Origin of the sequence: Vibrio sp. VB16, from assembly GCF_015594925.2 — a bacterium.
Lineage (GTDB): Bacteria > Pseudomonadota > Gammaproteobacteria > Enterobacterales > Vibrionaceae > Vibrio.
In genome coordinates this window covers 36,515-49,609 of sequence record NZ_CP087590.1, presented here as the reverse complement: position 1 = coordinate 49,609, position 13,095 = coordinate 36,515, and the positions used below count along the sequence as shown (strand labels likewise).

The 13,095-nt window shown below is 41.7% G+C and carries 8 protein-coding genes and 5 tRNA genes; 5 read left to right on the top strand and 8 right to left on the bottom strand.

Going from position 1 to position 13,095, the window contains the following annotated elements; genetic code table 11:
• Positions 1-93: 93 nt before the first annotated feature.
• The 7 genes from IUZ65_RS00220 to IUZ65_RS00190 all read right to left on the bottom strand — a co-directional run bounded on the left by IUZ65_RS00220 (position 94) and on the right by IUZ65_RS00190 (position 4,873).
• A complete protein-coding gene (locus IUZ65_RS00220; protein ID WP_195704780.1) occupies positions 94-1,647 on the bottom strand; it encodes an ABC transporter substrate-binding protein in 1,554 nt (517 codons plus the stop codon).
• Positions 1,648-1,778: 131 nt separating this feature from the next.
• Positions 1,779-3,488: a dipeptide ABC transporter ATP-binding protein gene (locus IUZ65_RS00215; protein WP_195704779.1), complete on the bottom strand. Its 1,710-nt coding sequence runs from the start codon at positions 3,486-3,488 to the stop codon at positions 1,779-1,781.
• A gap of 819 nt (positions 3,489-4,307) precedes the next feature.
• Positions 4,308-4,384: transfer RNA gene (locus IUZ65_RS00210), tRNA-Pro, on the bottom strand.
• Positions 4,385-4,430: 46 nt separating this feature from the next.
• Positions 4,431-4,506 (bottom strand) — tRNA-His (locus IUZ65_RS00205).
• A 46-nt stretch (positions 4,507-4,552) separates the two neighbouring features.
• A tRNA-Pro gene (locus tag IUZ65_RS00200) sits at positions 4,553-4,629 on the bottom strand.
• 51 nt (positions 4,630-4,680) lie between these two features.
• Positions 4,681-4,756, bottom strand: a tRNA-His gene (locus IUZ65_RS00195).
• A 40-nt stretch (positions 4,757-4,796) separates the two neighbouring features.
• A tRNA-Arg gene (locus IUZ65_RS00190) sits at positions 4,797-4,873 on the bottom strand.
• 286 nt (positions 4,874-5,159) lie between these two features.
• Between IUZ65_RS00190 and IUZ65_RS00185 the strand changes: the two genes are divergently transcribed.
• Positions 5,160-5,567 carry a c-type cytochrome gene (locus IUZ65_RS00185; protein WP_331275668.1) on the top strand — a complete coding sequence of 136 codons (408 nt, stop codon included), beginning with the start codon at positions 5,160-5,162 and terminating at the stop codon, positions 5,565-5,567.
• A gap of 70 nt (positions 5,568-5,637) precedes the next feature.
• Here the strand turns inward: IUZ65_RS00185 and rep are convergent, their stop codons facing one another.
• Positions 5,638-7,653, bottom strand: coding sequence for a DNA helicase Rep (gene rep, locus IUZ65_RS00180; RefSeq protein WP_195704778.1), 2,016 nt, complete (start codon positions 7,651-7,653; stop codon positions 5,638-5,640).
• Positions 7,654-7,829: 176 nt separating this feature from the next.
• Here rep and IUZ65_RS00175 point away from each other — a divergent pair, with 176 nt between their 5' ends.
• The 4 genes from IUZ65_RS00175 to ubiK all read left to right on the top strand — a co-directional run bounded on the left by IUZ65_RS00175 (position 7,830) and on the right by ubiK (position 13,027).
• Positions 7,830-8,405 (top strand): TetR/AcrR family transcriptional regulator, encoded by a 576-nt coding sequence (locus tag IUZ65_RS00175; RefSeq protein ID WP_229638076.1) that lies wholly within the window; start codon positions 7,830-7,832, stop codon positions 8,403-8,405.
• 18 nt (positions 8,406-8,423) lie between these two features.
• Positions 8,424-9,530 (top strand): efflux RND transporter periplasmic adaptor subunit, encoded by a 1,107-nt coding sequence (locus IUZ65_RS00170; protein ID WP_195704777.1) that lies wholly within the window; start codon positions 8,424-8,426, stop codon positions 9,528-9,530.
• Positions 9,531-9,541: 11 nt separating this feature from the next.
• Positions 9,542-12,664: a multidrug efflux RND transporter permease subunit gene (locus tag IUZ65_RS00165; RefSeq protein ID WP_195704776.1), complete on the top strand. Its 3,123-nt coding sequence runs from the start codon at positions 9,542-9,544 to the stop codon at positions 12,662-12,664.
• A 111-nt stretch (positions 12,665-12,775) separates the two neighbouring features.
• A complete protein-coding gene (ubiK, locus tag IUZ65_RS00160; RefSeq protein WP_195704775.1) occupies positions 12,776-13,027 on the top strand; it encodes a ubiquinone biosynthesis accessory factor UbiK in 252 nt (83 codons plus the stop codon).
• Positions 13,028-13,095 lie beyond the last annotated feature (68 nt).

Sequence of the window (13,095 nt, the reverse complement as noted above, 5' to 3'; positions counted from 1 at the left end):
CGTGTCATCCTACTTCAAAAACAATCGCACCGTTTACGTTAGTAATTGAGCGCTACTGACATGAGAATAGAACGACACACCTAATTCTCATACTTATTTAACTTCTAGGTCGCCAAAGTATGGGAAGTTCATTGCGTTAACAATAGGAGCGATATCAACATTAGATTTCGCACCCCACGCTAGGTTCTGCCAATGTAGTGGAACAAACGCCGCTTCGTTATAAAGCGTTGCTTCCACTTGTTGTAGCAGCTTCGTGCGTTTTGCTGGGTCTGTTTCTACGTTTGACTCTTCAACCATACGGTCAACGTCTGCGTTTGAGTAATGACCACAGTTATACTGACCACGACCTGTCTCTTCGTTACGAGTCATTGTTAAGAACTCAGAGAAGTTAGCTGAATCTTCTGTATCTGAGTGCCAACCGATCATCATCATATCTGCTGCACATACATCAAACTCAGGCCAGTACTGCGCTTTAGGCATCGTTTTAAGATCAACCTTGATACCAATCTTAGATAGCATCGCAGAAGCGGCTTGAGCAACTTTAGCATCGTTCACATAACGGTTGTTTGGTGCCATCATGGATAACGTAAAGCCATCTTCATAACCCGCTTCTTTCATAAGTGCTTTCGCTTTCTTAAGATCGTAACGAGGCATTAGATCAGCAGAATAACCCGCGTAACCTTCAGGCCCTTGCTGACTAGCCGTTGTAGCGAAACCTTTCATGATTTTTTTAACAATACCATCATTGTTAATTGCATGAACGATTGCTTGACGAACACGCACATCTTTCAGTGCTTCGTTGCTGCTTTGATTCATTTGGAAAGTGATGATACGTGTACCAGCTAGCGTCACTAAGTCGATACCGTCTGCATCTTGAACACGTTTGTGGTCATTTGGTGCTACAGGAGCAATCATATCAACGTCACCAGAAAGAAGCGCAGCAACACGTGTCGCATCTTCTTTGATTGGTACGAGAGTCAACTTATCTACATTACCTTTCGACTCTGTATCCCAGTAGTCGTTGAATCGAGAGAACTCAACTTTAACGCCCTGCTCACGAGAAGTAACGACAAATGGACCTGTACCTGAAACGTTTGTAGACGCAAATGAGCTACCGTGCTTAACCAGTTCAGCTTTGTCTGAACCTTCTGCTGTTTGACCTGAATAGAACTTACTATCCATTGGGAAAATGTAAGTAGCCGTTTGAAGTACTAGCGGGTATGGACCATTAGTAACTAAATCAACAGTGTACTCGTCAACTTTAACCATTTCCTTGTAAGGTGTGAAAATACCTTTGAAATCTGGAGAGTCTTTAAGACGCTTAAATGTCCAAACAACATCATCAGCTGTCATTTCATTGCCAGAATGGAACTTAACACCTTTGCGTAAGTTAAAGCGAACTGTCGTATCGTTTTGACGCTCCCAGCTAGTTGCTAGACGAGGTTCAAAATCTAACTTCTGTGTATAGCGAACTAGAGGATCAAATACCATGTGAGACATTTGCAGTGTACCGCCGGATAACTGCTCATGCGGGTCAAGAGACACCGGGTCAGCATCGTAAGCAACGGTAATATCTGCAGCAGCTGCACTAAAACATAGGCCTGCGGCCATCAAAGCAACTGTTAATTTGGTCTTAATGGTTTTCATTGCATAACTCCTTATGCGGGAAATCATATCCCTGTTTGTTGTATTTGCTTCTATCTATTGTCTTCTAGAGCATTAACGCTCAAGAGCTTTAATCATTAGTTAAGCAAAACGGAGGCTCAACTAACAAAAAATCACGCTATATCTTCTCTCAGCCCAGTAAACTCCGGCATTAGAGCCACTAGATGTTTACTATATTCATGCTGAGGGTCATTAAATAATTGCTCTGTAGGGGCGACTTCTAAAAGTTGTCCCATTTGCATCACACCAATACGATCACACATCTGACGAATTACTGGCAAATCATGACTGATAAATAGCATAGTTAAATTTAATTCATCTTGCAGATCTTTCAACAAGTTAAGAATTTGTGCTTGAACCGAAACATCAAGTGCCGACGTAGGCTCGTCACATATCAACAAACGAGGTCTCGTTGCTAATGCTCGAGCAATTGAAATACGCTGACGTTGGCCACCAGAAAATTCATGTGGATATTTTAGCCCTGCCATTCTACCTAGGCCAACATGATCCAGTAAGTCATGAACTATCTCTCGGGTTTCGGTTTCATTACGAGTCAGCTTATGGAAGCGGATAGGTTCTGCAATAATGTCAAAGATTTTCATCCTTGGATTCATTGAAGTATAAGGATTTTGGAATACCATCTGCATCTGGCGACGCATTGGTCTACGTTCCTTTTCTGACTTTAAACCCGTTAGATCGATACCTTCAAAGGTAACCTTGCCAGAGTTCGGTTTATACAACCCAGCAATAATACGAGCAATCGTCGATTTACCAGAACCAGACTCACCCACTAAACCAAACGTCTCACCTTCAAAAACTTCAAAGCTGACATCATTGGAAGCCTGAACATACTCTCGACGACTTTCAAAAAGAGAATCTTTTGTAATAAAACGTAGGTTTACATTTTCTATATTAAGAAGAGGTCCAGTGTATTGTCTCTCATCTTGGCTTTGACCTAACCAGTGGTTTTTAACATCGAGAGGCGCCATCTCACCAGCCTCTTCGATATAACTAACCAATGGGAAACGATCGAGTTTTTTGTCTGAGCGAGGAACCGCAGAAATTAGGCTACGAGTATAAGAATGGTCGGGGTCGCCCAATACTTTATCCGTTTTACCAAACTCAACTAAATCACCACGATACATAACCGCGACTTTATCAGTCACATTTGATACTACACCCATATCATGAGTCACTAGCATGCAACCCACATTGTTGGTAACACACAGTTCACGAATTAGACTTAGGATCTGGTCTTGAATAGAGACATCGAGAGCCGTTGTCGGCTCATCTGCAATAATAAGATCAGGTTCACCAGCCAACGCAATCGCAATAACAACACGTTGACGCATGCCACCAGAAAACTGATGTGGAAATTGTTGAAGTCTATTCTCGGGCTGAGGAATCCCTACTTGATTCATCAAGGATAACGATCGTTCGTATGCTTCTGCATCCGAGACCTTCATATTGGCATGAATCGTCTCTTTGAGCTGATGCTCTACCGTAAATAACGGATTAAGGGAGGTCATTGGATCTTGAAAAATAAACCCGATCTTTGAACCTCGAACCTTCCTCATTTCTTCATTGGTTAAACCGGATATCTTCTCTCCATCGAGATAGACTTCACCACTCGCAATAAAGCCAGGGGGGCTCAACAGATCAATAACACCGTTACCAACCGTGGACTTACCTGCACCTGATTCACCAACAACACCAACAATCTCACCACGTTCAATACTGAACGATAGATCTTTTACTGCTGCATGCACACCATGCCTTGACGGATACTCGATCCGAAGGTTCTTAACTTCTAAAAGCGACATTACCAGACCTCGACCACGGCGCTAACTGCCCTGTCTGCAAATTGATTCCATTCATTACCAGAATAATGCCCTGATAATCTAATAACTGACGAATTTGGCAAATATTTCACTAAAAAGCAACATATATAGTATAAAAACGCGTATTCGGACATTTTTAAAGCACGTAGATTCAATAATTATTCATTTTTTATACAATTATAACGATTTATGAATTATTCGATTACTCTGCAATAGTCTCCAAAATCCTTATTTAAAAGCATTTAACATTAGATCTTCCTCAATATAAAAAATATAGAGTTGTTTACTCATGCATATCTAATTAAATATTTAAAACCAAAAAACTTTAACAAAAAAGAAACATAGCCCAATATATAATAAATAAGCAGCTCATAACACCAATATAATCATACAAAACAGATTATCAAACCAGCACGGGGAAATCGCAGATATTTCGTGATAGTAAAATGAATAGAGCAAATTTTATAATACGTGTTTGCAACAAAAATATAAGACACTTATTACGAGTTAAAATTCTAATTTTAAAGGTAATCATCATCATAAAATGACAAGAAAGGCGACCCCCCGACCCTCTGGTCCCGCTCTTTTCAAAACCGGATGCGCTACCAAGCTCCACTCACTACCGATGTAAAAAAGCCCCGTCCATTGACGAGGCTTTTAAAGATGGTCGGTGAAGAGCGGAAGTTGAGAGAGGCGAACCCCCGACCCTCTGGTCCCGCTCTTTTCAAAACCGGATGCGCTACCAAGCTCCATTAACTACCGATGTAAAAAAGCCCCGTCTATTGACGAGGCTTTTAAAGATGGTCGGTGAAGAGGGATTCGAACCCCCGACCCTCTGGTCCCAAACCAGATGCGCTACCAAGCTGCGCTATTCACCGAAATCTTGCTTTTAACTCAGATATTACATCTAAGCTTTTAAATAAATGGGGTGGCTAACGAGACTCGAACTCGCGACAACCGGAATCACAATCCAGGGCTCTACCAACTGAGCTATAGCCACCACTAAAAGTATTAAAAGCCTCGTCTTGTGACGAGGCTTTTAAAGATGGTCGGTGAAGAGGGATTCGAACCCCCGACCCTCTGGTCCCAAACCAGATGCGCTACCAAGCTGCGCTATTCACCGAAATCTTGCTTTCAAACCCAGATAATAATACATCTAAGCTTTTTAAATAAATGGGGTGGCTAACGAGACTCGAACTCGCGACAACCGGAATCACAATCCAGGGCTCTACCAACTGAGCTATAGCCACCACTAATTTTCTACCGCCAACATCTGACACTTCCGGAATTTGGTGCGCCCGAAAGGATTCGAACCTTCGACCTTTGGCTCCGGAGGCCAACGCTCTATCCAGCTGAGCTACGGGCGCATGCCCCATCGGCGGAGTGGAATAATACGTATATCGCCTTTCTCAGTCTAGTTTTTTTTACAGTTTTTTTATTAATTGTTGTCTTTTTCAGCAGTTAGGATGTGATAAAGCGCTAATCATGGCGATCTTAGTATTTATTGCAGTAAATTAACAGGATATAATCTCCTGAAATTCACACGAAATTAACAATGTGTTTTCAAATTGTCTTTTTTTACCTGAACACTCTAACAAATTTGTTGAACACAAAGCCCAATAAAAACGATAACTGTAAAGTGAGCTAAAACATATGTCTCTAAGAATGATCGGCGTACTATTCGCTGCAATTACATTTTCAGCTGGAACACTAGCAACAAATGTAGGTGATAAAGAATACGATGCTATTGCAGAACGCATCAAACCAGTCGGTGATGTTTACCTTGCGGGTGCCGCACCTGTAGTGGCAGAACGTACTGAACCTCGAGATGGGCCTGCAGTATATAATACTTACTGTACAGCTTGTCATGCTACTGGTGCTGCTGGCGCCCCAATAAAGGGGAACGCAGAACAGTGGGCACCTAGAATTGCACAAGGAATGGATGTACTAACTAATCATGCACTTCAGGGCTTTAATGCCATGCCTGCCAAAGGCTCTTGCATGGACTGTAGTGATGACGAAGTTATTGCAGCAGTTAAGTTCTTAACTGAAGGAATGTAGTCTCTACAGGTAAAACTTTAGATTTGTAAAAAGGGTTAACCTAAGGTTAGCCCTTTTTTTCGGCATAAATTTATTTTTTAAACATATTTCGGATATTAGCAATGTGCGCTTGTCCCTTTGCCATACGCTCTTCTGGCGACTCTTTTTTCTTCGTGCTCTCCCACTCGACATCATCGAATGGGAGTTCATCTAAAAATCGACTTTGAGTCGGTTTGAGCAGCTCTCCAAATTGTCGGCGCTCTTTACACATCGTAAAAGTGAGCTCTTTCTGTGCTCGCGTAATACCTACATAAGCCAAACGTCGTTCTTCTTCTACATTTTCTTCATCGATGCTCGTTTGATGTGGAAGGATTCCTTCTTCAGCTCCCATCAAATAAACAAATGGAAACTCAAGTCCTTTGGATGCATGTAAAGTCATTAATTGAACTTGGTCAGCGTCATCGGCATCTTCTCCACGTTCCATCATATCTCTAAGAGTTAAACGCAAAACCACCTCTTTTAGTGTTTTTACCTCTTTATCATAATTGTCCCCTTCAAGGTCAGTGACAATCCAACTGTACAATTCGGACACATTCTTCATTCGCATTTCGGCGGCTTTCGCACTCGAAGATGTTTCATATAACCAATCTTCATAATTGATATCGCGTACTAACGAACGCAACGCTTCTACGGTATTGCCTCTTTCTGCATTTTCTGAGATTGTGACTATCCAACTTGTGAGTTTTTTAAGCGATTCTAACCCTCGGCCAGATAAGTGTTGTTCTAACCCAAGTTCAAAGCTCGCTTCAAAAAGACTTTTTCCTCTCATGTTTGCGTAGGTACCAAGCTTTTCTAATGTGACCGGGCCAATCTCTCTTCTTGGCGTATTAACAATTCGCAAAAATGCATTATCGTCATCAGGATTAACCATCACTTTTAGGTACGCCATAATATCTTTAATTTCAGGGCGTGAGAAAAACGAGGTCCCACCAGAAATCTTATATGGAATTCGATTCTGCATGAGTGATTTTTCAATCAGCCGGGATTGATGATTACCACGATATAAAATGGCGTAATTTTTGTAATCAGTCCGATTAAGAAATTTATGAGCAATAATTTCACCTGTAACCCTTTCTGCCTCATGGTCTTCATTGTTAGCAATGAGCACTTTGAGTTTTTCGCCATCAGGAATTTCAGAGAAAAGCGTCTTCTTAAATACGTGTGGGTTGTTATCAATTAATATATTTGCGGCTCTTAAGATTCGGCTTGTAGAACGATAATTTTGCTCTAATTTTATCACACGTAGATTTGGGTAATCTTTGTTTAGTAAGATTAGATTTTGAGGTTTGGCTCCGCGCCAAGAATAGATAGATTGATCATCGTCGCCAACAACGGTCAAGCGAGCTCTCTCTCCCACTAATAGCTTAACCAGTTCGTACTGGCTGGTATTCGTGTCTTGATATTCGTCAACCAATAAATAGCGAATACGTGATTGCCAGCGCTGGCGAACATCTTCATTGGTCTTAAGTAAAGATACAGGCATTGAAATTAAGTCGTCAAAATCCAGAGCATTATAGGCCTTCATCTGCTTTTGATAGGCATCAAAACAATCTGCAAATATCGTCTCTTGCTCCGACTTTGCATAAGACATGGCTTGGCTTGGTGTCAGCATGTCATTCTTCCAATTAGAGATGGTGCTTAACAATTGCCTCAATAAATCTTTGTCACCTTCCAACTGCTCTTCAGTGAGTTCTTTAAGTAAAGCAAGCTGGTCTTGGTCATCAAACAGTGAAAAGCCTGCTTTTAGCCCGAGTATTTTGTACTCTTTTCGAATAATATTCAGGCCGAGTGTATGAAATGTGGAAACCATTAACCCCTTTGACTCTTGTTTGCTTAACGTCTGCCCAACACGCGCCTTCATTTCCCTTGCGGCCTTATTAGTAAAGGTCACTGCAGCAATATTTCGAGCCTTGTGTCCGCATTGCTGTACCAAGTAAGCAATCTTGTTAGTAATAACACGAGTTTTACCTGATCCAGCCCCCGCAAGTACCAGACATGGTCCTGAGACAAATTTTACCGCTTCATCTTGCGCCGGGTTTAGTTTCATTTTTACTACTCTACTGTGCGGATAAGAAATCAGTCCTATAATAGTATTCTGACCCTCATAATGCTATTGCAAGGTTGCGATGAGAGTATTAATCATAAGTGAGATGGTTTATTTATTGATTTACTGCACACATGTATGATTAAATAAATGAACGTTCATTCATTATTGGATTTGTTATGTCTGCCGAGTGTAGTGATAAAAGAAAGCTTATCCTGAATGCAACCGAAAAACTGGTTGCAGAAGACGGTATTCACGGATTATCAATGCAAAAGCTTGCTAAAGAAGCTGGCGTGGCGGCTGGCACGATTTATAGATATTTCGACGATAAAGAGCACCTGCTCGAAGAAACTCGGTATCATGTTTCACAGAGAACAGCAGATATTATTCAGGCTGGTGTTGATGATGGCACCACACTAAAAGAAAAGTATTCCATCATCTGGTTAAACATATGGCATTTTGCAAATACAAAAGATGCGGTTAAAAGTCATATGTTATTCGAGCAGCTTTCTTCTAAGGAAGAAGGATGTCACTTTCCAAAAAAGAAAGAGATATTTTATAAAATAGAGCAAATGTTCGATGAAGGTAAGTCTCAAGGTATATTTAAATTGCTGGATAACAATGTGTTATCCAGCGTTAGTTTAGAGTCTAGCGCAGCACTCGCTAGAAAACATAGAAACAACGGTTTTCCAATAAACGATGAAGCAATTACACAAGCCATCGATGCTAGTTGGGACGCTCTAATTAACCATTAACTCGGAGTTCAAAAAAGAATGAAAAAGTGGACTTTTTCCATGCTAATTATCGCTATATTACTTTTTGGTAGTGTGATTGGCTTTAACATGTTCAAGCAACAAAAAATTGCTGAGTTTATGGCAAATATGCCTGAACCAGAATTCCCTGTCACAGTAGTAGACGTTGATTCTGTTAATTGGATTCCTACGATACAAGCGATTGGCTTCATTGAGCCAAACCAAGGTGTCACACTAACAACAGAATCCAATGGTGTTATTGACAAAATCGCCTTTGATTCCGGTGAGACAGTAAAGACTGGCCAGAAACTCATTCTTCTTGATACCGAAGTAGAGATAGCAAACTTAAATAGTTCGAAAGCTCGTTTACCTGCGGCAGAGGCCAAATATAAGCGTTACAAAGGTCTGTTTAAGAAAGGCTCTGTTTCAAAAGAATCTTATGATACGGCTGAAGCAGAATATTTCTCGCTTAAATCTGATATTAAAGCATTAGAAGCCGAGATCGACAGAAGAGAAATTTCGGCACCATTTGATGGTGTTGTTGGTATTAGAAATGTTTTCTTGGGTCAATACCTACAGCCTGGTGACGATATCGTTCGTTTGGAAGATACCAGTGTGATGCGCCTACGTTTCACCGTTTCTCAGACTGATATTTCTCGTATTTATATCGATCAAGAAGTAAACATCAAAGTTGACTCTTATCCTGCTGACACCTTCAAAGGTTCTATCTCAGCTATAGAGCCTGCAGTTGATAGCCAAAGTGGCCTAATACAGGTTCAAGCAGACATACCAAATAATGGTGGAAAGCTGCGTAGCGGAATGTTTGCTCGTGCAGATATAATTCTGCCAACGATGAAAGATCAGATTGTTCTTCCACAAGTCGCGATCACATTCACTTTATATGGTGACAATATCTATATTCTGTCTGAAGTTGACGGCGTTCTACGGGTAAAACAACACGTAGTTAAGGTTGGCGAACGCAGAGATGATGTTGCTCATATCTTAAATGGTGTAAGCGCAGGTGATAAAATTGTTACGTCAGGTCAAGTACGCTTGAGTAACGATGCAAAAGTTAAGGTAGTGGAGAACGATGCACTTACTCTTCCTACTGAAACACCTATGCTGTAATTGGGGGCAAAATGCGCTTTACTGACATTTTTATCAAACGTCCTGTTCTAGCGGTATCTATCAGCTTTTTGATCGCCTTGCTTGGTCTCCAAGCAATCTTCAAGATGCAGGTACGTGAATACCCAGAAATGACGAATACGGTTGTAACCGTAACAACAAGCTATTACGGCGCGAGTGCAAACTTAATCCAAGGTTTTATTACCCAGCCATTGGAGCAAGCCATTGCACAAGCAGACAATATCGACTACATGACATCCCAATCCGTGCTGGGTATGTCTACCATCACTGTCACGATGAAACTTAACACGGACCCGAATGCCGCCTTGTCGGATATTCTTGCCAAAACAAACTCGGTTCGCTCTCAATTGCCTAGTGAGTCTGAAGACCCGACAGTAACAATGTCGACAGGCTCAACAACCGCGGTGCTCTATATAGGCTTTACCAGTGACGAGTTAGCGTCAAGTCAGGTAACCGACTATTTGGAACGCGTTATCGACCCGCAATTATTCTCCGTAAGTGGGGTGGCAAGCGTCGATCATTATGGCGGCTCTAAATATGCAATGCGTATTTGGCTCGATCCACCAAAAATGGCCGCGATTGGATTAACGGCGACAGATGTGATGGGCGTTCTAAATTCAAACAACTATCAATCTGCAACCGGCCAATCTATTGGTGAATTTGTTCTATACAATGGTAGCGCAGATACTCAGATATCGAGTGTAGCTGAGCTAAAACGCTTGGTTGTGAAACAAGAAGGTGGTGAGCTTGTACGACTAAGTGATATTGCTAAAGTGACGCGAGAGAAGAGTCACGATGTTGTGCGTGCAAACGCAAATGGTCGTGAAGCTGTCGTTGCCGCTATAAACGCGGCACCAAGCGCTAACCCAATCAATATCGCTCACGATGTCTTGGAATTACTTCCTTCGCTTAGAAAGAACATGCCAAGCAACATCGAAATGAACGTTATGTATGACTCGACCGTAGCCATTAATGAGTCAATCAGCGAGGTGATAAAGACAATAGTTGAAGCGGCATTAATTGTCCTTGTGGTTATTACACTCTTCTTAGGGTCACTTCGAGCGGTAATCATTCCAATTGTTACAATACCGCTATCCTTGATTGGTGTGGCCATGGTAATGCAAGCAATCGGGTTTTCATGGAACCTGATGACATTGCTTGCAATGGTACTTGCCATCGGGCTTGTAGTTGATGATGCCATCGTCGTGTTGGAAAATGTGGATCGCCATATAAAACTGGGCGAATCGCCATTTCGAGCCGCCATTATTGGTACACGAGAGATAGCGATACCAGTTATAGCGATGACACTGACACTAGGCGCTGTATATGCACCTATCGCTATGATGGGAGGGATAACGGGCTCTCTATTCAAAGAGTTTGCGTTAACACTAGCCGGTGCTGTATTTATTTCGGGCATTATTGCATTAACACTATCTCCGATGATGTGTTCAAAAATGCTAAAAGCACACGTGAAACCGAGTCGATTTGAAACAACGGTACACGGTGTTCTAGATCGCATGACAAACCGTTATGAGAAAATGCTTTCAGCTATAATGCAAAAACGCCCTGTCATCATTGCTTTCGCTATTATTGTGTTCGCGAGCCTACCATTGTTGTTCAAGTTTATTCCAAGTGAACTTGCGCCTTCGGAAGATAAAGGTATCGTGATGCTAATGGGGACTGGCCCATCTAATGCGAACCTCGATTACCTGCAAAACACCATGGCTGATGTGAACAAAATGCTATCGGATCAACCAGAAGTCGCTTATTCCCAAGTATTTGTTGGTGTACCGAATTCTAACCAAGCATTTGGTATCGCCTCTATGGTTCCATGGAGCGAACGTGAAGCAAGTCAAGCTGAAGTAACAAACCGAGTAGGGCAACTGATTAAAGGTGTCCCAGGTATGGCTGTAACGGCGTTCCAGATGCCTGAATTGCCCGGTGCTGGTTCTGGCCTTCCTATTCAGTTTGTCATTACTACACCGAATAGCTTTGAAAGTTTATTCCAAATAGCGACAGATGTTTTAGTCGACACCATGTCGAGCCCATATTTTGTCTACTCAAATATTGATTTAAACTACGATTCAGCAACAATGAAAATCAATATCGATAAAGATAAAGCGGGTGCTTATGGGGTAACGATGCAAGATATTGGCATAACGTTAAGTACCATGATGGCAGACGGATACGTTAATCGTATCGATCTAAATGGTCGCTCTTATGAAGTCATTCCACAGGTTGAGCGAAAGTATCGCTTAAATCCAGAATCAATGAACAACTTCTACGTGCGGAGTTCAAGCGGCGCAGCCGTTCCATTGGGAAGCTTGATTAGTATCGATGTTGTGGCTGACCCTAGATCATTACCCCACTTCAATCAGCTAAACTCTGCAACGATTGGTGCTGTACCGTCACCCGTAATTGCAATGGGAGACGCTATCAACTGGTTTGAAAATATTGCTGCAACTAAACTTCCAAGTGGTTATTCATATGACTACATGGGTGAAGCAAGACAATACGTGACCGAAGGAAGTTCATTATTTGCAACATTTGGACTCGCCCTCGCTATTATCTTCTTGGTGTTGGCAATTCAATTTGAATCGGTAAGAGATCCACTGGTTATCATGGTCTCGGTGCCGTTAGCAATTTGTGGTGCCTTAATCGCACTCGCGTGGGGTGCAGCGACGATGAATATTTACTCTCAAGTGGGTCTAATTACTCTCGTTGGTTTAATAACCAAGCACGGTATTTTGATATGTGAAGTGGCTAAAGAAGAGCAACTGCTACACGGAAAAACGCGTACAGAAGCGGTAATGGAAGCGGCGAAAGTTCGCCTTCGTCCAATTCTTATGACAACAGCCGCAATGATTGCAGGTCTGGTTCCGCTAATGTATGCAACTGGTGCCGGTGCTGCTCAACGTTTCAGTATTGGTATCGTTATCGTTGCTGGTTTAGCCATTGGTACGATATTCACATTGTTTGTATTGCCAGTTATCTATTCTTACCTTGCGGAAAAACACAAGCCACTACCCATCTTCTTAGAAGATAAGGACTTGGAAAAACTTGCAAGATTTGATGAGGCGAGGGCAGCGCAGCGTGAATTATCTAGCCATCACTAAGTCATTTTAATTACTTAAAGGCCACTTAGGTGGCCTTTTTATTTATATTACTAAGGACTTTTTGATCTATTTTGAATAGAATGAATTCAAATTGATAGGAGTTTACGTCTCATGTTTGATCCAAAAAAATTAGAACAGATTGCAAAGCAAATTCATGAATCGATGCCCGCTCCAGTAAAAGAGCTGGGGGCCGATGTCGATCAAAAAGTTCGCCAAGTTATCCAAGGACAGCTAAACAAATTAGATGTTGTTAGCCGTGAAGAGTTCGATGTTCAGACCCAAGTATTGCTGCGCACTCGCCAAAAAATAACAGAGATGGAAGCGAAGTTAGCTGAAATTGAAGCGAAGTTTACTGACAAATAATCAACGGTAGAGTGTAAAAACTGAAACCATTAAAAAAGGCCTGGTCTATTAATAGACCAGGCCTTTTT

Coding starts and splice junctions, on each gene's coding strand:
- IUZ65_RS00185 (WP_331275668.1), top strand. CDS start 5,160: ATGTCTCTAAGAATGATCGGCGTACTATTCGCTGCAATTACATTTTCA.
- IUZ65_RS00215 (WP_195704779.1), bottom strand. CDS start 3,488: ATGTCGCTTTTAGAAGTTAAGAACCTTCGGATCGAGTATCCGTCAAGG.
- IUZ65_RS00170 (WP_195704777.1), top strand. CDS start 8,424: ATGAAAAAGTGGACTTTTTCCATGCTAATTATCGCTATATTACTTTTT.
- IUZ65_RS00165 (WP_195704776.1), top strand. CDS start 9,542: ATGCGCTTTACTGACATTTTTATCAAACGTCCTGTTCTAGCGGTATCT.
- rep (WP_195704778.1), bottom strand. CDS start 7,653: ATGAAACTAAACCCGGCGCAAGATGAAGCGGTAAAATTTGTCTCAGGA.
- IUZ65_RS00175 (WP_229638076.1), top strand. CDS start 7,830: ATGTCTGCCGAGTGTAGTGATAAAAGAAAGCTTATCCTGAATGCAACC.
- IUZ65_RS00220 (WP_195704780.1), bottom strand. CDS start 1,647: ATGAAAACCATTAAGACCAAATTAACAGTTGCTTTGATGGCCGCAGGC.
- ubiK (WP_195704775.1), top strand. CDS start 12,776: ATGTTTGATCCAAAAAAATTAGAACAGATTGCAAAGCAAATTCATGAA.